Here is a 25,714-nt window from a genome sequence, read left to right on the forward strand (position 1 = left end):
ACCCGGATTCATGGTTAGGTCGGCGCCCCGCTACTGGCTCCGGCCAGCCGCTTACACCGCCGCCAGCCGCGGGGCGGCAGGCACGGCCGCCTTCATCTGCTGAGCCGTGTAGTGAGCCAGCGCCATTACGGTCAGCATCGGGTTGACGCCGCTGCAAGCCGGAAAAGCCGAGGCATCGGCCACAAACAGGTTTTTCACTTCGTACAACTCGCCGGTGGGGCTGGTGGGGTGCGTGGCCGGGTCACCGCCCATGCGGCAGGTGCTCATCTGGTGGGCGCTGTAGAGTCCAAATTGATTGGGCTTCCAGCTTAGGTGCGTGAGCTGTTCCAGCACTTCGGGGTTTTGCAGCTGGCCGTTTTTCACTTGCAGCGTAGGCAGCGTGCCGTGCGGCAGCAGCACCGTGTGGGCGCCGGCCGCAGCATGAATCTCGGCGGCGGCTCGCACGCCGGTCAGCATGTTGGCGCGGTCGTGCTCCGAGAGAGTGTAGTCGATGAGCGCCTGCCCGTGCTTGTCGATGCTGACGCGGCCGCCGTCCCGGTCGCGGGTGAGCACAATGAATGAGCCCAGATGGCTAGCCTGCTGCATGAGTTGCTTGTGCTGGCGGCCGTTCAGCCAGGGCAGCACCATGCTCATCAAGCCCACGTGGGCGGGCGGCGTTTCCAGCTTGGCGCCGTAGTTGGTGCCGTTGAGCATCGTGAAGCAGTCATTCACCACCGACATACTGGGCCCGAACCACGGCTGCATCGGCTTGTCATACAGCCCCGACACCACCACCGTGGGATGCAGATTGAGGTGGCGCCCGATGTGCGGATGCTGCAGGCCACTGCGCAGCAGCAGCGCCGGCGTCTGGATGGCGCCGCCTGCCACCACCACCCGCCGGGCCCGCACCGTCACGCGCACCGGGCGGCCGTCGGCGGTGGTGTGTACGGCCTCAGCCCCGGTGGCGCGGCCCTCGGTTATCGTCACGCGCTCCACCCGCGTGTCGGCCAGCAGGCGCGCGCCGTGCTCGAAAGCCTGCAGCAGATAGGTGTTGAGTGTGCCCTGCTTGACGCCGTGCGCATCACCGAGCGTGGTGTAGCCCAGGGCCTGAAAATGCGCGTCGGAATCGGTAAGGCCTTTTTCGTTGCGCGGAATCAGCTTCACCTCCTGCCCCAGCTTAGTAGAGCCGTCCCAGAGGGCTTGGTTTTGGCCGTTGTGGCGCGTGTAGTCGATGTTTACACTCAGGGCACGGCTTATAGCATCCAGGCTTTTCTTGAACTCCAACGAAGCTACGTGCGGCAGCTGATGCTCGCGCGCCCACTCCTGCAGCACGTAGTCGGGGGTGCGGAACGAGCCGGCCCAGTTGACGGTGGTGCCGCCGCCCAGGCAGGAGCCGGCCAGAATACCAATGCTACCATCCTGGGTGCTGAGCGCGCCTTTAGCATCATAGAGCTTGCCCAGCATGTCCACTTCGCGCTGCGTGAAGTCGCAGCCGTGGCAGTAGGGGCCTTTGTCGAGTACCAGCACATCGTGGCCGGCGGCAGCCAGCTCGCCGGCTACCACGCCGCCACCCGCGCCGCTGCCAATCACCAGCACGTCGCAGTCGTAGGTTACGTCCTGGGTCGGCTGCAGCGTCCGGATGGGCTTGGTGGTTTCCACAGGCAGGTCGGCAGGCAGTGGGCCGGAGTAGCCGATACTGTCCCACACCGGGTTGCGGCCGCCGGCTTCGGCGCCGCCATAAAACAGAATCAGCAGCAGCTTGCGCAGCGCGTGGAAGCCTTTGCGCAGCTGCGGCACGTTGCTCTGGGCCCAGCTTTGCAGCATTTTTTCGCGCTGAGCGGGCTGCAGGTGCACAAACGGCCGCAGCGGCCCAAACCAGGTCAGCCCCAGCGTCGGAGAATCAAGCAAGCCCAGCAGCTTAAGAAACTCCTGGCGCGCGGCGGCGGGCTGCTCCTCTAGTATCTCCCCAATCTGGCTGACGTCGACGCCCTCGGAGCCGCTTCGCTGCCAGAACGCCGCATGTTCGGCGGGCCCATCAATGGCAGGAATGAATGTATCGGCAAGGGCGCGCAGGGTGGCACGCTGGGCTTCGGTGAACTGCATGGCACTGAGAACGTCAGGGTAGAAATCCGGCAGGCGGTAGGCGGCCCGCCGGGTTCCAAAAGTTCGCACTTTTTCCGCAGAACTACTCGGCTTGCATACGAAATTTACGCTGGGGTGATGAAGGAATGAGGTGATAGAGTGACGACGTAAAGCCGAACGTCATTCCGAGCCTGCGAGGAATCTCGTGTGCTGACGTTGCCATGCTTTTAGCCGTTGTTTCTTCAAGAACGACGTTGAACCGAATAGCATCATCATTGCTGACATTGTATGTTCGGCGCGGTTCTGGTCGTTCAACGACGAGACGCGAATATGCATCTCTACACCGTTCACATCATTGTGACATCAGCACGCGAGATTCCTCGCTCCGCTCGGAATGACGTTCATTATCATTCCATCATTCCATCACTTCATCATTCCATCACCCAAAAATCACAGCCAGCGCAGTAGCAAACCCACCATGCGCTTCACTTTGGGCGTGTAGGGCGGGTAGAACTGCTTGATGCCAGTGAGGCCAATACGCTGTTTGAGTACCGATTTTTCGTTGCTGAAGGCCAAGAAGCCAGCATGGCCGTGGGCGCGGCCCAGGCCGCTGTTGCCGGCGCCGCCAAACGGCAGCTCGGGGTGCGCTAGGTGCAGCACTGTTTCGTTGACAGCCGCGCCGCCGGCCGGGATGTTGCCCAGCAGGTAGCGCTGGTTTGCTCTGCTTTGGGTGAAGATGTACAGCGCCAACGGCCGGGGCCGGGAGTTCACCTCATCGGTGGCTTCGGCCAGAGTGCGGAACGTGCGCACGGGCAGCAGAGGCCCGAAAATTTCTTCCTGCATGATGCGGCTATCAGCGGCCACGTTCTGCAGCACGGTGGGCTCGATGAAGCGCTGTGCGGCATCTACGTGGCCGCCCAAGGCCAGCGTGGCGCCGTGCAACTGGGCATCTTCCAGCAAACCGGCCACCCGCTCGAAGTGGTGCTGGTTGACGATGCGGGCAAACGAGTCGGAGCCAACGACACCTTGGTCGGCAGCATCGTAGAAGCGGCGCACCACGGCCCCGATTTCCTGCAGCAGCGGCTGCTGCACGCTTTCGTGCACCAGTAGGTAGTCGGGCGCCACGCAGGTCTGGCCGGCGTTGATGCCTTTGCCCCACACAATTTTCTCGGCCGCGTCGCGCAGGTTGGCAGTTTCGTCCACGATGGCCGGGCTCTTGCCGCCCAGCTCCAGCGTCACGCTGGTGAGGTGCTCGGCGGCGGCGCGCATCACCACCTTGCCCACCTGCGGGCTGCCCGTGAAAAAGATATGGTCGAAAGGCAGGCCCAGCAGCTCGGTGGCTATGTTTTTGTCGCCTTCCACCACCGTCACCTCGGCCGGGTCGAACAGCTCGCGGGCCATACGGCTCAGCAGCGCCGCCACGGTAGGCGTCATCTCCGACGGCTTGATAATGACGCAGTTGCCAGCGGCCAGCGCCGAAATCAGCGGATCTATGGCCAGGTAAAACGGGTAGTTCCAGGGCGAAATAATGAGGCAGACACCTTTGGGCTCGATCTGCACCCAGCCGCGCGCGCCCAGCAGCGCCAGCGGGGTTTCGGCGGGGCGGGGCGCCATCCACTGCCGGAGGTGGCGCAGCGTGTGCTTGATTTCGGTTTGGGAAGGCCAGATTTCCGAGACGTCGGTTTCGGTGGTGGGCTTGCGGAAATCGGCGTAAAGCGCCTGCTGAATGGCGGCGCGGTTTTCGGTGATCCAATGGCCCAGCTTGCGCAGCCGAATGGTGCGCGCCGCGGCATCTTCGCGGCGTAAAGCGCCACTACGGATCTGCTGCTGCGCAAACAAATCACCGAGGGCAACGGGAGCAACAGATTCGGGGGCAGCGGGCATAATAGTGAAAAACGGAACTGATAGGACGTAGAACTGATACGCACAACTAAACGCTGCGACCAGCTGAATTGCCTTCGGGGCGGGCCAGCACCATCAGCCGAAGTGCCAATAAAAAATTATGGCAAGGTTTTCGGCGGGAGCAGTGAGTGTGTAAGCAAGCAACAAAAATCTATTTATCAAGTCATTATATATGAAAAAGCCTGACGATTAGCCGATTAGTTTGCCTTAATTTTGCCGATCCAATCTGCTACCTCTCTGAAAACATGCTTGATCTTCAACCGCTTGCTGCAGTGGTCACCACTCGCCGCCAGCGCAATGCGGCGGCAGCCCCCAGGCTATTAGATGCATTGCCTCCTCAGCGCCGCGGCCGTCGGCGGCGGGCAGAGCCCGCCATGGCCAGCGCCACCAGTGGCACCTTCCAGCCTCACATGACGCCGCTGGAGGAGCCTCTGAAGAAGCTGCAGCAGCTGTTGGAGTTGCTGAACACTCATTTCCTACGCTACGATGAGCTGGAGCTGAGTTGCCCTTTGCAACCCGGAGGCTGGTCGCGCCGGCAGCTACTGGGGCACCTGCTGGATTCAGCCATCAACAACCATCAGCGCTTCGTGCTTTGCCAGCTTGCGCCTGAGCCCAGCCGCATTATACCCTACCAGCAAGACGGCTGGGTGACCTGCGGAGCCTATCAGACTGCTCCTGCCGCTGAACTGCTGCAGCTCTGGACCTTGCATAATCGGCAGCTGGTGCGCATGCTCAGCCAGCTTACGCCTGCTGCCCTGGAGCACCGCTGCGAATATGAAAACGGCTACACTGTTACGCTGGGCTGGATAGTTGAGGATTATGTAGTGCATATGGAGCATCACATCCGGCAGATTATCGGCTAAGAACGAAGGGGTTTTGAAGGTGGGGGCACTATCCGGAGTGGTGTGCCGTTAGGGGAGCTTGTTCATTGCTTTTTCTGAATGTTAGTTCCGTTTTTGCGCCCGTGGCGCTACGTACGCCGGTTGGTTTTGCCAGCGGTTTTGACTTTGATTTTTGGTAATCAGGCGGCCGCTGGCCCACCGGCCCGGCCCCGGCCCGCCGCCTTGCACCTACAGGTGCGGCGCGTGGCGCCCAATGTGTTCGTGCACACGTCTTATCACCGCTACGCCGGTAAAACCGAGTTGGCGGCGTCCAATGGCCTGATCGTCAGCACCAAGAAAGGCGCACTGCTCATTGATACGGCCTGGGACCCGGAGCAGACACTGGAATTGCTGCAGTGGATATCCGACAGCCTGCACCAGCGCGTGCGGCTGGTGGTGGTGTCGCAGGCGCAAGGGGCGCGGCTGGCAGGGCTGGCGGTGCTGCGCGCCAACCATATTAAGGTGTACAGCACGCCGCTCACGGCCCGGCTGGCGGCCCGGCTGCCCTTCGGGGCACCGACGCCGGCCATTCAGCCCTATACCGTAATCCGGGCCGGGCGGACGCGGCTGGAGCTGTTCTTCCCTGGCCCCGGCTACAGCCCCGACAATCTGGTAGCGTGGCTGCCCAAGCAGCGCGTGCTGTTCGGTGGCGACCTGCTGCAGGAAGCTGCCGCGCAAAGCCTGAACAGTACCGCCGACACCAATCTGAAGCAGTGGACCACTACGCTGCGCAAGCTGCAAACCCGCTACCCACGCGCTGAAGTGCTGGTGCCCGGACAAGGCCAGTGGGGCAGCCCCGAACTGCTCAGCCACACCCTGAAATTGCTGCGCAACGCGCCCCGCAAGCCCCAAACGGCACTCAATGCCCGGTAGAACGGCACGGCCGGAACGATAAAATTGGCGGGCTGAAAACGAAAAAAGCTGAGACCGAACGGTCTCAGCTTTTTTAACGTCCGTCGACGAAATCGGCGAACGGGCCAGCGGCAAAATTCCCACCCAATGCCGCTGGATGCTGGTGGCAGACAGCGCCGGCGCACCATCTGCCTACTGACTTGCGCCAGCTGTTTTCTATCAGAAAGGGACTGGAAAGCTGCTTTTCAACCCTCCACTGTCCACTTTGTGTTGCTGGTGAAAGCAGGCCGTTGCTGGGTGAAAAAACCAATTGAAACCGGTGTTCGGCAGCAGGCCTGAATCGTGACACAATTTCGGCAGTTAATCAGGGGGTTACTACGTCGTAGTTAGCCGATGCAGGTGCTGTATTGACTTAATGTATTAATTTCGCCAGAAGTATCAGCCAGTAAAGCATTACTCCGTCATGAAGCTGCAGTTTGAGCCTATCCACCCGACCGCCGACAGCTCGTTTACGCTGCTGCACTACACCCAGGTGCAGAGTGCCGGCCTGCTCTGGCACTACCACCCCGAGTACGAGCTAGTGTACATTCCGGAAGGCAGCGGCCGGCGCCATATCGGGCAGCACATTTCGCGCTTCGAGGAAGGCGAGTTGGTACTCATCGGGCCCGACCTGCCGCACCTCACGTTCAGCTACGGACTGCCGGCCGGCACGCCGTTCGAGGAAATTGTGGTGCAGCTCCGCTCCGATTTCCTGGGGCCGGAGTTCTGGCAGCACCCCGAGCTGGCCGACATCCGGCATTTGCTGGCCCGCTCGCACGAAGGCCTTTCGTTTGGGGGTATGACCCGCGCGGCAGCCGGCGACCTGCTGCGCGAGTTGCTGCACGCGCCGCCTTTCGCGCGCCTGCTACTGCTGCTGCAGGTGCTGCAGCGCCTGGCCCAGGCCGCACCCGACGACTACACGCCGCTGCACGCCGGCGCTGGCAGCCAGGCGTTGAGCGGCAAGGAACAGCAGCGCCTGAGCCGGGTGTACCAATTTGTGGAGCAGCACTATTTCCGGGCCACGCTGTCGGTGCAGCAGGTGGCGGAGGTAGCGCATTTGTCGGTGCCGGCGTTTTGCCGCTACTTCAAGAAGATGACGCGCCTCACGCTCACCGAGTTTCTGCAGGAATACCGCGTCGGGCAGGCCTGCCGCAGCCTCATGGATGAGGAGCTGTCAGTGACGGAGGTGTGCTACGCCAGTGGCTTCAACAACCTGTCGCACTTCAACAAAACCTTCCGGCGCTACACCGGCTACAGTCCCACCGAATACCGCAAGCAGCGCGCAGCAGCGTAAGCGCGCACCGGAGCGAGGCGACGATCTGAAGAACGTCATTCCTCGCAAGCTCGGAATGACGTTCTTCTGGCTTCGTTCTGATGGTACTGTTCTACCAGCACTGTTCTAGTTAGCGCCGTTCTGCTGGCTGTGCCGGAACGTGCGCTGCCGGGCGGTTGTATGGCAAATGATGCCTGCTTTTTCTTTCCTGACTACGCCCCGTTTTTTACCGGCAATATGCTGGCTGCTGCCGCTGCTGGGTTTGCTGCTGGGCGCCGTTCCGGCTGGGGTTCCTAAGCCAATTCTGCTGCTGCCGGCACCGCTCGGTCTGGCGCCCACCACCTTCACCATTGCCGAGGTGCGCGACGACCGGGCCGACCGCCAGGCGGTGGCCTGGCTGCTGCCGGTGCCCACTGGCGCCGCCACCACAGCCGTTCCGGTCGCTACTGATTTGCAGGGCGGCGCTGCGGAGGCACTGCGTCAGTTTGCCTGGAAAAGCCTGCCGCGCACCGCCGGACTACGGCCCGTTGTTGTCCGGATAAAGGAGCTGCGGGTGCAGGAAACGGCCGCGCCGGGCGGGCAGGTGGAAGGCCGGATCAGTGTCCGGCTGGCGTTTGAGTGGCTGCGTCCCGACGGCCCACCTCTGCTGCTCACAGAGTACAGTGGTGGGGCCCGCTACGGCCGGACGCTGGCCAGCCAGGCCGTGGTGGAGCCTACGTTGCGCCAAACCCTGGCCGATGCGCTACGCTACTTCAATAGCTGGATGACCCAGGCCGCCGACCACGACGTGCGCCTTGCCACGGCCGTGCATCCCACTTTCCGCCAGGACGTGCGCCAGACCGAGCCCGACACGCTGTTCTACGACCCCGCCCGGCCCCTGCGCTGGGATGATTTCACGGGCCGGCCGCGGCCGGGCAACTACGCGGCCACCGTGTTTCCGGGGTTTGCGTATCGGGGGCAGCCACGAGTGGTGCGCGGGGTGGTGCAGTTGGGCATTACGCTGCAGGTGTTTGTGGTGCGCAGCAGTTCCTGGGTGGGGCCCGGCCAGAAGACGCCGTTCAACCTCAACCACGAGCAGCGCCACTTCGATATTGTGCGGCTGGTGGCCGAGCGGTTCCGGCGCAAAGCCACCACCGACAGCCTAACAGTAGAAGATTACAACAGCATATTGCAGCTGCAGTACCTGAAATCATTCACTGAAATGAACCGCCTGCAGGACCAGTATGACCTGGAAACCCACCACGGCCAGGACGCTGCCACTCAGGACCGCTGGAACCAGCGCATCGACGCAGAGCTGCGCAGCTACGGCATCATTCGTTGAGCTGGTGCATACAGTGGAAAGCCTTTAGCGTGTAGCACGCCAAAGGCTTTTCGGATAGGGCAGTAATATATCAATGTAGACACTGGAATACGGACACGATAATCGGCTATAGCGGCGTGGCAGCCGTATTTTGGCGCACAAACGGCGGCGCGTCGTAGGATCTGCTAAGCTGTGTGGCGCTGTAAGAATTATTACTGCCTACCGCCTGGCCCACCAGGCGCAGGGGGCGCTGCAGGTTCTGAGCCCCCTGCTGGCGGGTATTGAAATAGCACACCGGGCTGGGCCTTCAACTTGCTGTTCAAGCGCGGGTAGCCCTTAGCCTATTTCAACACAGAAGCCCCCGCACCAACCTGGTGCGGGGGCTTCTGTGTGTTAAGAAACGCTGAAAGCTAGTCTTTCACTTTCACCTTGCCATCGTCGGCGTCGCGCTTCACTTTTGTGCCATTGGAATACTCGGTTTTCCGGTCGCCATCCTTGTCCACCTTCACCGTGGTACCATTGGAGTACACGATTTTGGTTTCGCCGTTGGCTTTCTTATCGTATTTCACGATGCTGGGGCCGCTGCGGCGGGCCGGAGCTACGCGGGCCGGGGCAGCACTTTCGTTGGGCGTTTCGATGCTATACGGCGTACCGGCGTAGTACGTGTCGCGGTTCGACGAGTACGTGTTGTACTGGTTGGGGTCCGTGACGATGGTGCGCACCTCACGGTCCGTGTCGTCGTTCACCTGGCGGATGGCAGCGTAGCGGCCGGTGGTGTCGGCAGAATAGCTGGTTTCGATGTCGTTGAGGCGGCGGCCGCGGGTGTAGTAGGTTTTCTCGATGCGCGTCACGATTACCGTATCCGTCAGCTTGAGGTCGGCAGCAATTTGGTCGGCGAGACGGTCGGCATCAGTGCGGTAAGCGGTGGTGTCCGTGTTCGTGCCGGCACCTTCATTCACTACTACAGCCGTATCGGCTGAAGGCGTGGTAGCGGCATCAACGGCGGCAGGCTTGTCCTGGGAGCAGGAAGCGGCCAGCAACGTAGCCGCGGCCGATACAAAAAGCAGGGTCTTGTGCATAAAAGGAAAATCAATGGAAACAACATATAGCCCGCTGGCTATAATGGAGCCTGTTACGGCTGCGGTTGCGGCCAGGTTGCCACCAGCCGGTTCGACACCGGCACCACAAAAAAACCATCATGGCCAGGCAACGCCCGGCAACACTGCGGCATCTGGCTTCCTGCACGCTGTGGTTATCTTCCATTTCCCTCTTATTCTTTTTTGCTCATGCGCACTTCTTCCATTCTCCGTTCCGCGGCCGTAGTCGCCGTTTTCAGTGTTGTTTTTGTAGCGGGCGCCCAGGCCCAGCAAATGCGGTCCGTGGGCTCATTCAGCAAGCTACGGGCCAGTGGCGCCTGCGACGTGGTGCTGGTGCAGGGGGCTACCACGCAAGTGAAAGTGCAGACCGAAAGTGACTTGGAGAAATACATTGTGACGGAAGTACAGAACGGCACGCTACAGATCTACCGCGACAAAAACGCCCCCAGCCAGCTGTTCAACAGCAAGAAAGTAACGGTGTATGTGACTTGCCCGCGCCTGACCGGCATTGAAACCAGTGGCGCCTCCGATATCAAGAGCACTTCCACGTTCACGGCCGACAACTTCACTATCCAGGCCAGCGGCGCTTCCGACGTGACCTTGCGCCTCGACACCAAGACGCTGACTGTGCGCGCTTCCGGCGCCTCCGATATCAAGCTGGCCGGCCGCGCCGAGCGCCAGCAGGTGCAGGTAAGCGGCAGTAGCGACTACCACGCCGCCGAGCTGCAAAGCCGCACCGCCGACGTGCAGGCCTCCGGCGCTTCCGATGCCTACGTGTTCGTAGAGGAAAGCCTGACCTCGCGCGCTTCCGGCGCCAGCGACGTGCGCAACAAAGGCAAAGCCCGCGTGACGCGCTAAACCCGCTGCGTCGTTAGTGACTAGTCGTAACTGGCTAAAAGAACGTCATTCCGAGCTTGCCGAGGAATCTCGCGTGCTGACGTTGCAACGGTAATCAGACGTCAGCACGCGAGATTCCTCGGCAAGCTCGGAATGACGTTCTGATAGAAAGCAGAAGTCACGCCTATGCCCAGTCTGGCTTGCCTCAAACCCGATCCAACTATTGCTTATCGGTGGGCGCGGCCACCAGACTGTTGAGGTACACTTCCAGCATGGTGTAGCCGTTGGGGGCGGTTTTAGCGCGGTCGGCGGGGTTGGTGGCGCTGAGGCCGTGGGCTTTTTCCCAAGCGTCGGGCATGCCGTCGTGGTCGGTATCGGGCGGAGCAGGCGTACTGCGCAGCTCCGGCCACGCCCGCTCCGACACGCTGTAAGGCGTGCCATGCGGGTAGCCGCCCTGCACGTCAATCAGGCGGCCCGTGCGCGTCACCACGTCGCGGATGATGCGCGCATCGAGCGTGTCGCGGCGCGGGCGAATGGCGCCTACGCTCTGCAGCACGACCCGGTAGGCGTCCGGTGCCGCCTGCGTAGCTACTGGGCCCAGGTCGAAGGGCTGCGCGGCCTGGGCCAGCACGGTATCGGCGGCGGTACCGCCGTTCATCGTCACGCCTAGCCAGTTGTGGCGGGTCACGTCGGCGCTGGCATCCACGTAGTTGCCGCTGAGGTAGAATCTGCCGTAGGGCAGCGGGTTTTTGCCTTCCGTGATTTTGTAGGGGTTCAGCACCCGGGCCTTTACTTTGGGGTTGGTGGAGGGGCCGTATTTGTAGTAGTTGCCCACGATGTTGTAGTTGCCGCCCTCGCCGGCGTACACGTTGTTTTCGCCCCAGTTGTAGAGCACGTTGTTGCGGAAATCCACGTTTTCGTAGCCGGCCGGGTGCGTGTAGCGGCTGCCGTTGAAGCGCGGCGTGCGGTTGTTGCAGTGCGCAAACAGGTTGTGGTGCATGGTGGCGTGCTGCCCGCCCCAGATGCCCCCAAACCCGTGCCGCTCGAAGTCCTTGTCGCCGGTTTCGAAGTGGTAGGAGTAATTCAGCGGCTCACTGATCAGGTTCCATTGCAGCGTCGTGCTGTCGCCTTCGTACACCGACAGCACCTCGTCGGTGCTCCAGCTCATCGAGCAGTGGTCGACTATCAAACGGTTGTTGCGCAGCCCGCCGAAGGCATCGTCGCCGCCGCCGCCGTTTACCTGGCCCTGGTTCTGGTGCCGGTCGCCCATGCGGAAGCGCACAAACCGCACGATGACGTTATGGGCCTTCACGCTCACCGGGTAGTCGGCCAGACAGATTCCGTCGCCGGGCGCTGTCTGGCCCGCCGCGGTGGTGTTGGGCTGGCTGATGGTGAGCGGCGCCTGCAGATGAATGGTGCCCGACACCCGAAACACCACCGTCCGGGCCGGAGCCGGCTTGCTGAGGGCGTAGCGCAAACTGCCGGGCTGGTTGTCGTCGAGCAGGTTGGTGACTTCGAATACGGTGGTCGGTACGGCTGCCGTGCCCCGCCCGCCGCTAGTGAAGCGCCCGGCGCCTTCGGCCCCCGGAAACGCCAACTGCTGCGCCACGGCCGGCGTGGCAGCTAGACCTACAAGCAGCAGGGGCAGCAAGCCAGAGCGGCGGCGAGCAACAGGAACACAGTTGAAAGGTGGAAGGTGGGGCATCGGGTGGGGCAGAATAGAGGCTTCCCCCAACCTACCCCAAATGAAGCGGCAACATTGCACGCCCATAGGCATTTCTTTGCGCAAACGATGCCGGCAACGTTGCCACCGGACACCACCTCAGGCAGCCTTTGCTGCGAATATGCCGGCAGGGCCTTTCGTAGCTTCGTGCCGCCGATGCTCCGGGCTGCTGCCTGCCTGGTTAGCGTATGCCGGCCAGCCTGGTCTCAGCTGGCTGCTTCCTGTTTTTGCTGTTGCATGAATCACCGCCATTTCCTGTTGCATAAGCCGTTCGGCTACCTTAGTCAGTTTCGTAGCGAAGACGCCCGCGAGGCCCGCAAAAAGAAATTTCTGGGGGCGCTGCACGACTTTCCCGAAGGCACCATGTCTATCGGCCGCCTCGACGAGCACAGCGAAGGCCTGTTGTTGCTCACTACCGACGGCCGCGTAAGTGAGCGGGTGCGCCGCAAAGACGTAGAGAAGGAATACTACGCCCAGGTGGATGGCCTCATCACCGACGAAGCCGTGGCGCTATTGCAGCAGGGCGTAGAAATCAGTATTCCCGAAGGCAACTACCTGACGCTGCCCTGCGCCGCCTTCCGCCTGGAGCACGCCCCCGACCTGCCGCCCCGCATCCGCAAAATCCGCGACGACCGGCACGGCCCCACCAGTTGGGTCAGCATCACCGTGACGGAAGGCAAAAACCGCCAGGTGCGCAAAATGACGGCCGCCGTCGGCTTCCCCACGCTACGGCTGGTGCGGGTGCGCATCGGCAGCATTGTGCTGGGCAGCCTGCAGCCCGGCGAAGTGCAGGAAGTGCCTGAGTTGCTGTAGTAATCCGGTTTCACTCGTGTCTTTGGATACTAGGCATTCACCACACGCCCCCCGTTGGGGTGCAGCGTCTGGCCCGAAAAGTAGGAACCGTCTTCAGATGCCAGAAACACATAGGCTGGCGCCACTTCCGATGGCTGCCCGGCGCGGCCCATAGGCGTGTCGCGGCCGAACACGGCTACTTTGAGCGCGCCCGCCGACGAAGGAATGAACGGCGTCCAGATGGGGCCCGGCGCTACGGAGTTTACGCGGATGCCTTTAGAAGCCAGCTGCAGCGCCAGCGCCCTGGTAAAGGACGTAATGGCCCCTTTCGTGGACGTGTAGTCGATCAGTTGCTCATTGCCGGCAAAGGCATTCACCGACGAGGTGTTGATGATGGAGTCGCCTTCTTTGAGGTGCTCCAGCGCGGCCCGCGTGATGCGGAAAAACGACTTAATGTTCAGCTCGAAGATAGAGTCCAGCTCTTCATCCTTGATTTCGGTGAGCGAGTCGTGCCAGTTCTGCTCGGCGGCGTTGTTGACCAGAATGTTGAGGCCACCCAGCTCCTGCACGGTGCGGCGCACCACTTCCTCGCAGAAGGCAGGCTGCTTCAGGTCGCCGGAGAGCAGCACGCAGCGGCGGCCTTCAGCTTCCACCAAGCGCAGCACTTCCTCGGCGTCTTCCTGCTCGCGGGGCGTGTATACGATGGCGACGTGGGCACCTTCGCGGGCAAAGTGCACGGCCACCGCCCGCCCGATACCAGAGTCGCCGCCCGTAATCAGGGCTACTTTGTCGCGCAGCTTGTTGGCACCCTGGTATCCTTCGCGGATGTATTCGGGCTGGGGCGTCATTTTGGATTCCAGGCCCGGTTGCTCGCTTTGGTGCTGGGGCGGAAAGAGGGATGGTTTATCGGACATCAGAATGGCTTTTTCACATGAATAATGAGCTTATCCTAACGGCTGCAAAGAAGCGCAGTTGCACCTGATGCCAGGTTGCGGAAACCGGTGGCCGCTTTAGGGCAGATTAGCTTGGTGAGCCGCACCGTATAATTTCCCGCAGCAGGCCGTAACCGAAGCTGCCTTGCCCTCCGTATCTTTGTGAATTCGCGGCCCCGGCTGCGTGCAGTTATGCAATTATTTTTATACCTTAACTGATGCTCCCCGGGCAGGTTTATCTCCTTCTCCTGACCGTGAGCCTATCTTGTGAACCATACGGGCTGAATATCGGTTTTTACCTATAATACAGCTATCGTAAGAGGGCTTTCAACATCTCCACACACGCCATTCGGCAATCATACCACTACATACCACGCATGGGCAAATCGCAGGCAACCTTCGGCAAGAAGGAAAATGAGAAAAAGCGGCTGAAGAAGCGCAACGAAAAAGCAGAGAAGAAAGAAGAGCGCCAGGCCAACGCCAAGAAAGGTCAGCCCCTGGACGAAATGCTCGCCTACGTAGACGAGAACGGCAACATCACGTCTACGCCGCCGGACCCAACCAAGAAGAAAAAGGAAATCAAGGTAGAGGACATCCGCCTGGGTGCCATGCGCCAGGAAGACATGGAGCAGGAAGATCCGATCCGCAAGGGCCAGGTGACCTTCTTCAACGACTCTAAAGGGTACGGCTTCATCAAGGACTCTGTAACGCAGCAGAGCATCTTCGTGCACGCCAACGGTCTGTCGAGCGGTACTACCATCAAGGAGAACGACAAAGTGAGCTTCGAGGTGGAAATGGGCCCTAAGGGTCCGAGTGCCTTCAACGTGAAAGTAGGCGGCGGCGAGTAGGCCCCGATTTTACTACAATGCGCAAGCGGCCGCAGCTCCGGAGAGCTGCGGCCGCTTGGCATTTCAGCTAGCCTGAGCGGAGCATACTGGTATGGCTGGTGGGCATGAAAGTGCCAGCGCACAAACCCGATAGAGCAATAGGCAGGGCCTGCTTGCAACAGGCCGCCCAGCGGGAATAATGCCAGTCTCAGAGTAGATTAGGAATGTAGCAGCTAGTGTTTTCTTCGGGCAGAGCACTTGGCACGATTGTGGAATTGCATGGTGTAGTGGCCACCGAAACTTGCTGTCCTGCAGATAACATTGCCCCGATGCACAGACCTGATTTTCCCGCACGCGTTCCGCGGAGCTGCCTGAGCTCTATACCTGCAGAGGTGTAAAGCCTCCCCTTCATTGGTGCCGAACCGCCTGTATACAATAGTTCGCGCAACGCAGTGGTTGGCAGGCAATATGCAATGTGCTAGCACCGGTTTTGGATGCGGGCCCGCAGAATGATTTTCGACTTTGCCGACACAATACGCCTTTTTCAATATTTTTAGCTTCCAAACTCACTTCTCACCTCTTTTTTCAATTCCCCCATGATCAAACGTTTTCTTAGCTTCCTGCTGTTGGTAGGCTTGCTGCTAGCCACTGTCGCTACTCAGGCGGCCCCCAACCCCGATGCCGTTATTGGAGTCTGGAAAAACGGCGAGGGTACTGGCATGGTCCAGATTTACAAGAAAGGCGACAAATACTTCGGCCGTATTGTGTGGCTGAAAGTGCCCAACAACCCTGACGGCACGCCTCGCACCGACGTCAATAATCCCGACGAAACCAAGCGCAAAACGCCGCTGAAGGGCCTGGAGAACATGCGCAACTTCGCCTACACGGGCGAAAACAAGTGGGAAAACGGCAGCATCTACGACCCCAAGAATGGCAGCGACTACAGCTGCGAAATGACTCTGACCGATGCCAATACCTTGGAAGTAAGGGGCTTCATCGGCGTTTCCCTGTTCGGCCGGACCGACGTGTGGAAGCGGCAGGTAAAGAAGTAAATACCAGCGCGGTTTCTCACCGGCTTCGGTTACTGCTCCGGCAGGCAACCGAAGCCGGCTTTTTTGGTTGCTTCCATCTTCTTCCTGCCCTATGATCCATCGTTACGCCCCACTTCTGGCTTTGCTACTGGCTTCGGCCCCGGCGCTGGCCCAGGTTACGGATACTACCACCACGGCCGCTCCTCCAGCCCTTGAAAACTTCGAGGAGTTTGGCGACGCCACCGAAGGCGGCACCAATTACGCCACTCAGAAGGTGTTATACCTCTCGCCTACCAAGCTGATTTCGGTGGGTTATGAGGCCCAGCTGCCCTACACGCTCACTTCCACGGGCCGGCACACGCTTAGCACTACCGGTGAGCCGACCACGGCTGAAACCAAAATCAACTCGGCCCGTGGCTTGCGGCTGGGCTTTAATGCGCCGGTGATTTCGCGCAACAACGTCATCGTGAACCTGGGCTTGACCTACTGGAACACTGGCCTGGACATTGCCAACCCCGAGCGCTCGGTGTACTTCCGGCAGCTGGAAGACGGCCTGCGCACCACTGGCATCAACGCCACCGTGTTCAAGCCCTTCGATATCAAGCACTTTGCGTTGGTGCAGTTGAACGCCGACGCCAGCGGCAACTACCGCAGGCCCGGCGACATCAGCTCTAAGCACCTGACGTACAGCGCCACAGCCATCTACGGCTGGAAACCCAACGACAACCTGCAATGGGGCCTGGGCGTGAGCCGGACTTACCGCGCCGGTCAGCTGCTTTACATTCCGGTGGTACTCTACAACCGCACATTTACGCCTCAGTGGGGCTGCGAAGTGGTGTTTCCGGCCCGCGCTGAAATCCGGCGCAATTTCGGTACCACGGCGCTGCTGAAATTCGGCTACGAGCTGGAAGGCAACGTGTACTACCTCGGCGACGCCGGGCTGGGCGACGTGTACCTGCGCCGGGGTGAACTGAAGCCGCGCCTGACCTACGAGCAGAAGCTGACGGGTTTCGTGTGGGTGTCGGCGCAGGCCGGCCTGCGCTACAACTACCGCAACGACGCCTTCCGCGACCAAAACCCTACCGGCGAGCGGGAAAGCCTGCTGGGCTCCGAGCCTTCGCTCTATCAGAACGAGCTAACCAATCCGCTGTACTTCAACCTCAGCCTGAACCTGGTTAGCCCATAAAACGCACTCAACACCTTGTGTTTTTCAAGCAAAAAGCGGTGGCAGCTCTCAGGAGCTGCCACCGCTTTTTGGTATCTGGCCAGACTGGTACGTTTGCCGCAGCGGCTTCAGGAGCGGGGCGGTAGCTGGTAGCTGATGGAGGCCTGCACCATCTGGCTGCGCTGCCGGCCATCGTATCTGGCGGTGTTGCGCTGCGCTGGTGTGAGGGAAAGAAGGCCGGTGCTGGCGCGCAGCCCCAGGGCCAGGCCAGCCGGCAGCTGCACACCCAGCCCGGCGCATATTCCCACGTCGAATCGGCGGTAGCTGTCGGTGGCAGGCCGGTCGAAGGATTGGGTGTAGCTGCCGGAGAAGGTGCCGATTTTCTCGGTGCCGGTTTCGCGGGCAGCCACTTGCAGGCTGGCCTGAGGCCCTAATTCGGCGTAAAAATGGCCGAAACGCCCGCGTAGCACCACGGGCACGTGCAGGTAGCTGAACTGCAGACGATAAGCGGCATCGTAGCCGCCATCATCCACCGACTGGTCGTTGATTAACAAGTTGGTGCGCTGGCGGCTGAACTGCAGCTCTGGTACTACGGAGAATTGGCGGCTCAGCTTGTACTCGTAAAACACGCCTAGCTAGTAGCCCGACTTAGCATCGGCGCTGGCATACTGCGCGTCGCGGACGGCTTTGGTGGCAATGGTGTAGGTATTGACACCGGCGCGTAGCCCTATCTGTGCATGGCAGGTGCCGGCCAGCAACAGCAGCCCGCCGAGGATGGGTAATTTGAGACGCATGATGGCGTAAAGAAAGGTGGGAATGGCGTGCTTCTACTACCAGAGCCGCGGGGGCTGCCTGCTGGTTGCAACGCCTGCGCAAAATGCAGCAGTAAGCTCAACAGGCGCAAAAAAACTGAAGCTCAGACAATAACACCGGCTCAGATTCAGCCGTAGGCAAGCGTTGGTCTTGCGCCACTTAGCTCCTGAATCTATGCTCTCCAACCATTCGACACGCGCCACTTCTCCGGCCCTGCAAGCTGTAGTGCCCGGCCTAACGGGCTGGCGCAACGTGTTCGTGAACCTCTATTACGTGTGGCCCCAGGAGCAACCTGCCGAGGGCGCGCCATGGGTGCTGGTGGATGCCGGCCTACCAGCCTCCGCCGACCACATCTGGCAGCACGCCGCCGAGCTGTTCGGGGCCGACTCGCCGCCCCAGGCCATTATCCTCACCCACGGCCACTTCGACCATGTGCTGGCCTTGCCGGAGTTGCTGGAGGCCTGGCCCGACGTGGTAGTGTATGCGCATCCGCTGGAGCTTCCCTACCTCACGGGCCGATCGTCGTATCCGCCACCGGACCCTACGGTGGGAGGCGGCGGCATGGCAGCTATGTCGTTTCTCTACCCTAAGAAGCCGCTGGATTTGGGTGGGCGTGTGCAGTCGTTGCCCGAGGATGGCTCGGTGCCGCACCTGCCGGGCTGGCGCTGGGTGCACACGCCAGGCCACACCGCCGGCCACGTTTCGTTTTTCCGCGACGCCGACCGGACGCTGCTGGCCGGCGACGCCTTCGTGACGGTGCAGGCCGAATCCGTGCTAAACACCTGGAGCCAGAAGCAGGAAGTGCACGGCCCGCCCGCGTACTTCACGCCAGACTGGGAGCAAGCCCGCGCCTCCGTAGAGCTACTGGCTAACCTGAACCCCGAGGTGGCGGCTACCGGCCACGGAATTCCGATGCACGGCCAGCTGCTACGCCAGCAGTTGCAAGACCTAGCCGCTAACTTCCGGCAAAAGGCGGTGCCCACCCACGGCCGCTATGTACGCCAGCCTGCCGTAGCGGATGCTTCCGGGGTGCGCTCGGTGCCACCGCCCGTCGTTGGTCCGTGGGCTACGGCGGCGCTGGTGGCCGGAGTGGTGGGTGTGGCCGTGCTGCTACTCAACCGCCAGCAAAACCGCCGCCCCCACCCCAACATCAAAACCACCTACCCTCCGAAGTAGCAGGTGGCCTACGCTTCGGCAAGCAGATGCCAGATCAAGCAGGACCGTTTTGGAGTTTTTAGCCACAGCTTAGCTGAAATTCAGCGGTGAGCAGGAGCTTGCAGTAGCTGTAGCGCTTTTTCCAAGCCCGTATCGGCAGCTGCCTGTGTGTCCGGCGTCACCAGAACGGCCGGCATAAACTTCTCCCGTGGCAGCCCAGCCACACTGTACAGCCGCTCGGTGGGAATATTGAAGTTAAACCCAGAGTTAGGCAATCGAAATGAGGTGATGGCCCCATTGAGGCGGGCCATTTCAGTGCCCATAATGGTAGCGCGGCCCATGGCGTCAAAGCCAATAGTGATGCCCTCCCCCATGCTACTCGTCCAGTGGCCTACCAGCACCACCAAGGGCCGCGTGTATGGCTGGAGGCGAGGCGACACGATTTCCAGCGTGCTCCGCTTGATGCCATACTGCCGCTCCTCCGCCGGAAACTCGTGGCGCTGGTAGGGCTGCTCCCGCGTGATAAAGCGGCCCATGATGGCGCGGGCCACAGTGGTATTGCCGCCGCTGGGTGTATCGCGCAAATCCAGGATCAGGCCAGTCATACCGGCCAGTGCGTTGAGCGTACTGTCGAAGGCAGTTATCAGCTGGTTATTGCCCAAGCTGTTATTGAGTTTGATGTAGCCGATAGAACCCAACTGGCGGCTCTCCAGCAGCTGCCTGGAAGCTCTGCGCTCCAGCTGGTTTACAGGGGCATCGGGGTACAGATCCTGCCGGCGGCCCTGCAGGCGCACCGTGAGCTTGCGCGGAGTATTGTGGGTGCCAGCCAGCACGAGGTTCAGGGCCAGGGTGCGGGCAGCATCGTCTACGGTTTTCAAACTCTGGCCCAGTAGTGGCAGCAGGGCCTGCGCAATCGGCACGTCGTTGAGGGCCACTACTTCCATGCCGGGCCGCAACCCTACCTGCTCGGCGCCATAGCCGGGGCGCACGGCCACCACCACCGGTTTGCCTTGCTGGAACTCCGCCCATGCATCGGTACCCGTCGGGACCAGGCGCCGGGAGTCGGGTAGGTTGGTGGAGAGGCTGGCGTGGTTGTCGTAGAGCTCGTTGAGGGCATTTTCCAGCAGCCGCACAAACTGCGCCCGGGTGCTCACGCCGACCACCTGCGCACCGTAGAGCTGTCGCACCTGGGCCCAGTCGGTTTGCTTCTTGTCGAAGTAGCAGTAGTTATCGTTGATGGTGGTCCAGAAGTAGTCGAAATCCTGCTGATACTGCGCGGATGTAAGCGTTGGCTGGGCCTGGAGAGAACTGGGCAGCAGCAAAATCAATAGGCACAGCAGACGCTGGAAAGAATACAGCACGACGGGTTGGTTCAGAATAAAGTTGTGGTGGCTAGTTACTAAAAGCAGCTAACTTCTTGGCTGCTTTGGTGCTCCCCCAATTTCTGCCACAAAAGAACTCTGCCTGCTAACCGGCAAACTCCTATTTTGCACTTGCTTGTGCTTTCTATCCTATTCTATGTTCTCTGTACCGTTACGGGCGTTTCTCTGTGGTATTATTCTCCTGCTGGTCTCTGCTGCTTCCAACGCCCAAACTGCTCCCCCAGAAACAGCCCTAACAGACTTCTACGACCAGCTCAACGCTTACCGCACCGCGCGCTACCAGCCCCTGCCCGATCTGGAGGCGCTGCAGCTGCCCTCCACCTTTTCGGGCGCCGACCTGAAAGCCCTGCGCCTGCAAAACCGCCACATCGTGCGCGTTGACCTGGTATACACTGCTTTCAAGCTCAACCCCACGTTCAATCAGCGCCAGCTCAACCTGAGCCGCATCCGCAACTTGGCGGCCGGCGTGCCGGGCTTGCTGCAGGATGAATCGGTGGCGTGGACGCTGGTGGAGCAGACCGGCTGCAACAGCCCCACCGAGTGCCAGCCGTTTTTTCATGGATTTGTGGTGTATGTGGCCCGACACGCCACCGCCGCCACCAGCCGCGCCGACCTCGACAGCCTCACCCGCAAGCTGCGCCTGCTGGAAAAGAAGCGCCTCAAAGTCAGCAAGAAATCGAAAGGCAAAGCCGTAGCCTGCAACCTACCCGGCTCCCGCTTTACCAACCGCCAGATGGCCCGCAGCCTACGCCGCCTCTACAAGTGCCCCCAACGGGAGGCTCAGCTGGTGAAATTTCAGCTGACCGTAGATGCCCGGGGCGCTATTCAGGCAGTGAAAGTGCTGCCCACTGCCCGGCCCGTATGCGTGGCGGAGCTGGAAGAGGCCATTCGGAAAAGCGTGGCCTTCGCCTCCGGCTTTCCCATCGACCGGAAGGTGTTCCCCTTTATTGCCAAAGGAGCCATCCGGCTGCCCATTGGGCCGCTGCAGCTGTTGGGTGAGGCCGATATGGGCTTCACCAGCTTTGCGCTGCCCGACTCGGCGGCCCGCCTCTATAGAGTGCAGCTGAAAAAGAAGAACAAGCAGCACAAAAACGACTACTGCGAGGCGCGCATCACCAAGAAAGGCGAGCTGCTGGCCGCCGCCGATACCGCCGCCATCGAGGAAATGCCCCTGCCCGCCGATGCCAACGTGGTCAGCCGCGTGATGCAGCGCCACCCCGAGTGGAGCAAGGAAGTGGTGGTGACCGACGTGACGGGCAGCATGTTCCCCTACACCTACGACCTGCTGGCCTGGCTGCAGCTCAGCGCCCTCGAAGACGAGAAAACCTTCGTGTTCTTCAACGACGGCAATGACCAGCCCGACAAGGACAAGCGCACGGGCAAAACCGGCGGCCTCTACCACGTGAAAACCGACAGCTACGAGGCCATCAAAAACAAGCTCATCGAAACCATGAAGGCCGGCGGCGGCGGCGACGCGCCCGAAAACGACGCCGAAGCCCTGCTCTACGCCCAGCAGCTGGCCGCCGTCCCCGACTCGGCCGAGCTCATCCTACTGGCCGACAACTACACCTTCCCCCGCGACGCCAAGCTGCTCAAAAACACCACCGCCCACGTGCGCATCATCCTCTGCGGCGTCCGCGACTATATCAACCCCAAGTACCTCGCCCTGGCCCGCAAGCACGGCTTCAGCCTCCACACCATCGAGGGTGACATCGAGAACCTGAGCAAGTTACTGGAAGGCGAAACCATCACCATCCAGGGCCAGCAGTACCAAGTGACCAAGGACGGGTTTAAATTGGTGCAGAAGACGTGATTTAACTAAACCTCAAAACACACAATATGACGACTAAGGAAGCCGTACTTTTAACCCTTAATGAAATTCAAAATCCAGCTACCCACAACGAAGTATGCAACCATATAATCACAAGGGAATATTATGATTTTTCAAACACAAAATCTCCTTCTTCAACAGTATCAGCCGTACTTGGTGGCTTTATAAGAGATGGAGACACTAGAATAAAGAGAGTGAGCACGGGCAAAGGAAATTATTCTTATTACTTAACTAAGAACGAAGACTCAATAGATATCACTAGCAAATCCATAGATTTAATAAAACCTGAAGCAATAGCAAATAAGTCAAAAATAAGCAAATACCACGAAAGAGATTTACACAAACTACTAAGTAGTTACCTTAAAAACGTAAATACCTTTTCCAAAACTATATTTCACGAACAATCTCTTAATAGCAAAGATAATAATCAAAAATGGGCACATCCTGATATGGTGGGAATAAAATTTCTTACATTGCAAAAAAAGTCAAGCCAAGCTTTTTTAAGATTAGTTAGCAGGGTTGAGTCTTTCAAGATAACATCTTATGAGATTAAAAAAGAAATTAATTCTGATTACGATTTAAAGCAATCTTTCTTTCAGGCAGTATCAAACTCAAGCTGGGCCAATTTTGGATATTTAGTTGCTTTAGAGATAAGCGAAAGCCTAAATGACGAAATGGAGAGACTTAATCAATCATTTGGAATTGGCATCATACAGTTAAAACCAAATCCCTATGAGAGCAAAATTATTTTCCCCGCTAAGTTTAGAGAACTTGATTTTAAAACAATTGATAAATTATGCAACATCAACAACGATTTTGAAAAATTCATTGAGCAAACTGAAGCATTGCTTACGGCTAATGACAAATACTCTAAAGCAATAGAAAAGGAATTAGCGGATTTCTGCGACACTTATTTTCTAACGGACACCGAATTTGAACAGTACTGCAAAGATAAAAACATACCCGCTTAACAGAAAGAGGCTGCAACTCCTAGGAGTTGCAGCCTCTTCTAATTTTTACCACAAGCGCAGGAGTTACATGTGAATCGCGCGGTTCTCGGTGGCGGCTAAACACGCTTCCTTCATGGCTTCGGCGTAGGTGGGATGGGCGTGGCTCATGCGGGCTACGTCCTCGGCGGAGGCGCGGAACTCCATGGCCGTTACGGCTTCGGCAATGAGGTCGGCAATGCGGGGGCCAATCATGTGCACACCCAGGATTTCGTCGGTTTCCTTGTCGGCCAGCACTTTCACGAAGCCGTCGAGGTCCATGGAGGCACGGGCGCGGCCAGAGGCGCGGAACGGGAACGAGCCGGTTTTGTAGGCTTTGCCCTGCTCCTTCAGCTGCTCCTCGGTGTAGCCCACTCCCGCCACTTCCGGCCAGGTGTACACCACACCGGGGATGAGCAGGTAGTTGATGTGGGGCTTCTGGCCGGCAATGGTTTCGGCCACAAACACACCTTCTTCCTCGGCCTTATGGGCCAGCATCGCCCCGCGCACCACGTCGCCGATGGCGTAGATGCCGGGCACGGAGGTTTGCAGATGCTCATCGACCTTGATGCGGCCACGCTCTTCCATTTGCACACCGGCAGCTTCCAAGTTCAGCCCCGCGGTGTAGGGCACGCGGCCCACGGACACTAGGCAGTAGTCGCCCTCAAACTTTACTTCCTCGCCCTTAGGGTTGGTAGCGGTTACCGTCACGGCATCACCCTCACGGGTAGCGCCGGTTACCTTGTGGCTCAGGAAAAACTCGATGCCAATTTTGCCCAGGATGCGCTTGAGCTCTTTGCCCAGGCCGCGGTCCATGGTCGGGATGAGCGAGTCCATGAACTCCACCACCGACACTTTCGCGCCGAGGCGGGCGTACACGGAGGCCATTTCCAGCCCGATTACGCCACCGCCAATTACAATCATGTGCTTGGGCACCTCGCGGATATTCAGGGCCTCGGTGCTGGTGATGATGCGCTGCTTGTCTTGGGCAATGAACGGCAGCACAGTGGGCTTGGAGCCGGTAGCAATGATGACGTTCTTCGTCTCAATCTGCTGGGTTTCGCCGCCGGCCGTGGGCGCAATGCTGATGTGGTTCTTATCGACAAACGAACCAACGCCGTGCAGCACGTCGATTTTGTTCTTTTTCATCAGGAACTGAATCCCGTCGGTATTGGCCTTCACCACCCCGTTTTTCCGGTCGATGAGCTGGTTCATATTGATCTGCAGGTCGCTCAGCTCAATGCCATGCTCCTTAAAGGTATGCGCGGCGTTGTGGTAGTGCTCCGTGCTGTCGAGCAGGGCCTTGCTGGGGATGCAACCCACGTTAAGGCAGGTGCCGCCCAAAGTGTCGTATTTCTCGATGAGGGCGGTTTTGAGGCCCAACTGGGAGCAGCGGATAGCCGCCACATAGCCGCCGGGCCCGGAGCCGATGACGGTAACGTCGTATTGATTCATAAGGAGTTGAATTCGGTGGAAATCAGCGTGCGGCAAAGGTAGTGGATTGGTGGGTTGGTGGCGTGGTGAATTATCGGTCATCCGGAGCGGACTATACATCCTGCGCCTCTCGCGCATCAGTCGGCAACGAAGGACCCTATCCTGTTTGACCTAAGCGCTGCAACGGCTTTTCGCCGCACAGAAACGCCGCAGCCTGTCATAGAGCAGCTGTTCTGATGTGGCAAGATCCTTCGCAAGCTCCGGACAACCGATAATTCACCACGCCACCAAGCCATCATCCGCCGTAGCTTTGCCGCATGACGACCCCTCTCCGCCCCTTGGTCTTAGTCGCGCTGCTGGCGCTGTACCTGATTTGGGGCTCCACGTACCTGGCTACCAAAGTGGCGCTGGGGGCCTGGCCACCCTTCCTGCTGTCGGCGTCGCGCTTTCTGCTGGCAGGGTCGCTGCAATACGGCGCCGTGCGCCTGAGCGGGGCCGCTGCTCCCAGCCGCCAGGAATGGGGCCGGGCCGCCGTGGTTGGCTTTTGCCTGCCGCTGTTCGGAAACGGTGCTACGGTGTTTGCCCAGCAATACATTCCGTCGGGCACGGCGGCGCTGCTGGTAGCCACGGTGCCCATGTTTATGGTGCTGCTGAGCTGGGCGTCGGGGCTAGCACCTCGGCCTGGCAGCAAAGTGCTGCTGGGGCTGGCACTGGGGCTTGGCGGGCTGGGGCTATTGATGAGCCAACGCAGCGCAACGCCGGTGCTGCTACCAGGCCACCCCGGCATTGGGGTGGCGGCCGTGCTGCTGGCTGCCTTTATGTGGTCGGTGGGCTCGTTGTATTCCAAGCAAAAGCCCATTGCCGGCTCGCCCTTTCTGGGGGTGGGCATGCAGATGCTGTGCGGCGGCGGGTTTCTGCTGGTAGCGGGCTTATTGCACGGCGAAGCGGCAGCGTATAATCTGGAGGCTATTTCGCTCGAAGCCTGGGGTGCATTTGCGTATCTGGTGGTGTTCGGCTCGTTTGTGGCGTTTTCGGCTTACATCTGGCTGCTGCGGGTGGTGGAGCCGGCACTGGCAGGCACCTACGCCTTCGTGAATCCGGTGGTGGCGGTGCTGCTGGGCTGGGCATTTGCGGGCGAGGCGCTAAACGTGGGCATGATAGGCGGGGCCGCTCTGATTGTGCTGGCTGTGGCGCTGGTGGTGCTGGGCGGCCGGACCACCCGGCCGCCGGTGCAAGAGTAGTCCACTAAATGGCGCAGTAAAAACCAGTTGAACGATGCGGAGACGCGAATACGCGTCTCCGCATCGTGCTGATGTTGTTGCACCTGCATACACCGCAATACCGACCGTTCAACGGCCAGGCACGAATACGCGTCTTTGCATTGTTCGGCTGGTCTTCCCA

22 protein-coding genes are annotated in these 25,714 nt (G+C 59.9%); 13 read left to right on the forward strand and 9 right to left on the reverse strand.

The window, feature by feature from the left end:
* Positions 1-51: 51 nt before the first annotated feature.
* Positions 52-2,151: a GMC family oxidoreductase N-terminal domain-containing protein gene (locus H8B14_RS04010; RefSeq protein WP_187314286.1), complete on the reverse strand. Its 2,100-nt coding sequence runs from the start codon at positions 2,149-2,151 to the stop codon at positions 52-54.
* 360 nt (positions 2,152-2,511) lie between these two features.
* Positions 2,512-3,945: an aldehyde dehydrogenase family protein gene (locus H8B14_RS04015; RefSeq protein ID WP_187314287.1), complete on the reverse strand. Its 1,434-nt coding sequence runs from the start codon at positions 3,943-3,945 to the stop codon at positions 2,512-2,514.
* A 263-nt stretch (positions 3,946-4,208) separates the two neighbouring features.
* Between H8B14_RS04015 and H8B14_RS04020 the strand changes: the two genes are divergently transcribed.
* From H8B14_RS04020 to H8B14_RS04035, 4 genes are all read left to right on the forward strand, one after another.
* A complete protein-coding gene (locus tag H8B14_RS04020) occupies positions 4,209-4,826 on the forward strand; it encodes a DinB family protein (RefSeq protein WP_222840532.1) in 618 nt (205 codons plus the stop codon).
* Positions 4,827-4,964: 138 nt separating this feature from the next.
* Positions 4,965-5,717 (forward strand): subclass B1 metallo-beta-lactamase, encoded by a 753-nt coding sequence (gene bla, locus H8B14_RS04025; RefSeq protein ID WP_187314288.1) that lies wholly within the window; start codon positions 4,965-4,967, stop codon positions 5,715-5,717.
* Positions 5,718-6,159: 442 nt separating this feature from the next.
* Entirely contained in the window at positions 6,160-7,029 is an 870-nt protein-coding gene (locus tag H8B14_RS04030; protein WP_187314289.1) for an AraC family transcriptional regulator, read from the forward strand.
* 169 nt (positions 7,030-7,198) lie between these two features.
* Positions 7,199-8,329 carry a hypothetical protein gene (locus H8B14_RS04035; protein WP_187314290.1) on the forward strand — a complete coding sequence of 377 codons (1,131 nt, stop codon included), beginning with the start codon at positions 7,199-7,201 and terminating at the stop codon, positions 8,327-8,329.
* A 389-nt stretch (positions 8,330-8,718) separates the two neighbouring features.
* Here the strand turns inward: H8B14_RS04035 and H8B14_RS04040 are convergent, their stop codons facing one another.
* Positions 8,719-9,387 carry a T-complex 10 C-terminal domain-containing protein gene (locus H8B14_RS04040; RefSeq protein ID WP_187314291.1) on the reverse strand — a complete coding sequence of 223 codons (669 nt, stop codon included), beginning with the start codon at positions 9,385-9,387 and terminating at the stop codon, positions 8,719-8,721.
* Between the two features lie 207 nt (positions 9,388-9,594).
* On the opposite strand from H8B14_RS04040, the gene H8B14_RS04045 reads away from it, so the two are divergent.
* Positions 9,595-10,263 (forward strand): head GIN domain-containing protein, encoded by a 669-nt coding sequence (locus H8B14_RS04045; protein ID WP_187314292.1) that lies wholly within the window; start codon positions 9,595-9,597, stop codon positions 10,261-10,263.
* A 199-nt stretch (positions 10,264-10,462) separates the two neighbouring features.
* Here H8B14_RS04045 and H8B14_RS04050 read toward each other — a convergent pair whose 3' ends face one another.
* Positions 10,463-11,947 (reverse strand): pectate lyase family protein, encoded by a 1,485-nt coding sequence (locus H8B14_RS04050; RefSeq protein WP_187314293.1) that lies wholly within the window; start codon positions 11,945-11,947, stop codon positions 10,463-10,465.
* A gap of 255 nt (positions 11,948-12,202) precedes the next feature.
* Here H8B14_RS04050 and H8B14_RS04055 point away from each other — a divergent pair, with 255 nt between their 5' ends.
* Positions 12,203-12,778, forward strand: coding sequence for a pseudouridine synthase (locus H8B14_RS04055; protein ID WP_187314294.1), 576 nt, complete (start codon positions 12,203-12,205; stop codon positions 12,776-12,778).
* A 29-nt stretch (positions 12,779-12,807) separates the two neighbouring features.
* Here H8B14_RS04055 and H8B14_RS04060 read toward each other — a convergent pair whose 3' ends face one another.
* A complete protein-coding gene (locus H8B14_RS04060; protein ID WP_187314295.1) occupies positions 12,808-13,671 on the reverse strand; it encodes an SDR family oxidoreductase in 864 nt (287 codons plus the stop codon).
* A gap of 395 nt (positions 13,672-14,066) precedes the next feature.
* Here H8B14_RS04060 and H8B14_RS04065 point away from each other — a divergent pair, with 395 nt between their 5' ends.
* The 3 genes from H8B14_RS04065 (at position 14,067) to H8B14_RS04075 (ending at position 16,733) form a co-directional block, all read left to right on the forward strand.
* Positions 14,067-14,537: a cold-shock protein gene (locus tag H8B14_RS04065; RefSeq protein ID WP_187314296.1), complete on the forward strand. Its 471-nt coding sequence runs from the start codon at positions 14,067-14,069 to the stop codon at positions 14,535-14,537.
* Between the two features lie 575 nt (positions 14,538-15,112).
* A complete protein-coding gene (locus H8B14_RS04070) occupies positions 15,113-15,568 on the forward strand; it encodes a DUF2147 domain-containing protein (RefSeq protein ID WP_187314297.1) in 456 nt (151 codons plus the stop codon).
* A gap of 91 nt (positions 15,569-15,659) precedes the next feature.
* Entirely contained in the window at positions 15,660-16,733 is a 1,074-nt protein-coding gene (locus H8B14_RS04075) for a DUF6268 family outer membrane beta-barrel protein (RefSeq protein ID WP_187314298.1), read from the forward strand.
* A 107-nt stretch (positions 16,734-16,840) separates the two neighbouring features.
* On the opposite strand, the gene H8B14_RS04080 is transcribed toward H8B14_RS04075, so the two are convergent.
* Entirely contained in the window at positions 16,841-17,341 is a 501-nt protein-coding gene (locus tag H8B14_RS04080; protein WP_187314299.1) for a porin family protein, read from the reverse strand.
* A gap of 6 nt (positions 17,342-17,347) precedes the next feature.
* Entirely contained in the window at positions 17,348-17,506 is a 159-nt protein-coding gene (locus tag H8B14_RS04085) for a hypothetical protein (RefSeq protein ID WP_187314300.1), read from the reverse strand.
* Between the two features lie 193 nt (positions 17,507-17,699).
* Between H8B14_RS04085 and H8B14_RS04090 the strand changes: the two genes are divergently transcribed.
* On the forward strand, positions 17,700-18,701 hold the full coding sequence (locus H8B14_RS04090) for an MBL fold metallo-hydrolase (RefSeq protein WP_187314301.1): 1,002 nt from the start codon (positions 17,700-17,702) through the stop codon (positions 18,699-18,701).
* 80 nt (positions 18,702-18,781) lie between these two features.
* Here H8B14_RS04090 and H8B14_RS04095 read toward each other — a convergent pair whose 3' ends face one another.
* Entirely contained in the window at positions 18,782-20,041 is a 1,260-nt protein-coding gene (locus tag H8B14_RS04095; protein ID WP_187314302.1) for a S41 family peptidase, read from the reverse strand.
* 157 nt (positions 20,042-20,198) lie between these two features.
* Between H8B14_RS04095 and H8B14_RS04100 the strand changes: the two genes are divergently transcribed.
* Positions 20,199-21,875, forward strand: coding sequence for a hypothetical protein (locus tag H8B14_RS04100; protein WP_187314303.1), 1,677 nt, complete (start codon positions 20,199-20,201; stop codon positions 21,873-21,875).
* A gap of 26 nt (positions 21,876-21,901) precedes the next feature.
* Complete coding sequence (locus H8B14_RS04105; protein WP_187314304.1) at positions 21,902-22,864, forward strand: hypothetical protein; 963 nt, start codon at positions 21,902-21,904, stop codon at positions 22,862-22,864.
* A 63-nt stretch (positions 22,865-22,927) separates the two neighbouring features.
* Here the strand turns inward: H8B14_RS04105 and lpdA are convergent, their stop codons facing one another.
* Positions 22,928-24,334: a dihydrolipoyl dehydrogenase gene (gene lpdA / locus H8B14_RS04110; protein ID WP_187314305.1), complete on the reverse strand. Its 1,407-nt coding sequence runs from the start codon at positions 24,332-24,334 to the stop codon at positions 22,928-22,930.
* Between the two features lie 296 nt (positions 24,335-24,630).
* On the opposite strand from lpdA, the gene H8B14_RS04115 reads away from it, so the two are divergent.
* Positions 24,631-25,554 (forward strand): EamA family transporter, encoded by a 924-nt coding sequence (locus tag H8B14_RS04115; protein ID WP_187314306.1) that lies wholly within the window; start codon positions 24,631-24,633, stop codon positions 25,552-25,554.
* The last annotated feature ends 160 nt before the right edge of the window (positions 25,555-25,714 follow it).

Source organism: Hymenobacter puniceus (assembly GCF_014333525.1).
GTDB lineage: Bacteria > Bacteroidota > Bacteroidia > Cytophagales > Hymenobacteraceae > Hymenobacter.

Coding starts and splice junctions, on each gene's coding strand:
- H8B14_RS04015 (WP_187314287.1), bottom strand. CDS start 3,945: ATGCCCGCTGCCCCCGAATCTGTTGCTCCCGTTGCCCTCGGTGATTTG.
- H8B14_RS04020 (WP_222840532.1), top strand. CDS start 4,209: ATGCTTGATCTTCAACCGCTTGCTGCAGTGGTCACCACTCGCCGCCAG.
- H8B14_RS04030 (WP_187314289.1), top strand. CDS start 6,160: ATGAAGCTGCAGTTTGAGCCTATCCACCCGACCGCCGACAGCTCGTTT.
- H8B14_RS04035 (WP_187314290.1), top strand. CDS start 7,199: ATGCCTGCTTTTTCTTTCCTGACTACGCCCCGTTTTTTACCGGCAATA.
- H8B14_RS04040 (WP_187314291.1), bottom strand. CDS start 9,387: ATGCACAAGACCCTGCTTTTTGTATCGGCCGCGGCTACGTTGCTGGCC.
- H8B14_RS04045 (WP_187314292.1), top strand. CDS start 9,595: ATGCGCACTTCTTCCATTCTCCGTTCCGCGGCCGTAGTCGCCGTTTTC.
- H8B14_RS04050 (WP_187314293.1), bottom strand. CDS start 11,947: ATGCCCCACCTTCCACCTTTCAACTGTGTTCCTGTTGCTCGCCGCCGC.
- H8B14_RS04055 (WP_187314294.1), top strand. CDS start 12,203: ATGAATCACCGCCATTTCCTGTTGCATAAGCCGTTCGGCTACCTTAGT.
- H8B14_RS04060 (WP_187314295.1), bottom strand. CDS start 13,671: ATGTCCGATAAACCATCCCTCTTTCCGCCCCAGCACCAAAGCGAGCAA.
- H8B14_RS04065 (WP_187314296.1), top strand. CDS start 14,067: ATGGGCAAATCGCAGGCAACCTTCGGCAAGAAGGAAAATGAGAAAAAG.
- H8B14_RS04070 (WP_187314297.1), top strand. CDS start 15,113: ATGATCAAACGTTTTCTTAGCTTCCTGCTGTTGGTAGGCTTGCTGCTA.
- H8B14_RS04075 (WP_187314298.1), top strand. CDS start 15,660: ATGATCCATCGTTACGCCCCACTTCTGGCTTTGCTACTGGCTTCGGCC.
- H8B14_RS04085 (WP_187314300.1), bottom strand. CDS start 17,506: ATGCGTCTCAAATTACCCATCCTCGGCGGGCTGCTGTTGCTGGCCGGC.
- H8B14_RS04090 (WP_187314301.1), top strand. CDS start 17,700: ATGCTCTCCAACCATTCGACACGCGCCACTTCTCCGGCCCTGCAAGCT.
- H8B14_RS04100 (WP_187314303.1), top strand. CDS start 20,199: ATGTTCTCTGTACCGTTACGGGCGTTTCTCTGTGGTATTATTCTCCTG.
- H8B14_RS04105 (WP_187314304.1), top strand. CDS start 21,902: ATGACGACTAAGGAAGCCGTACTTTTAACCCTTAATGAAATTCAAAAT.
- lpdA (WP_187314305.1), bottom strand. CDS start 24,334: ATGAATCAATACGACGTTACCGTCATCGGCTCCGGGCCCGGCGGCTAT.
- H8B14_RS04115 (WP_187314306.1), top strand. CDS start 24,631: ATGACGACCCCTCTCCGCCCCTTGGTCTTAGTCGCGCTGCTGGCGCTG.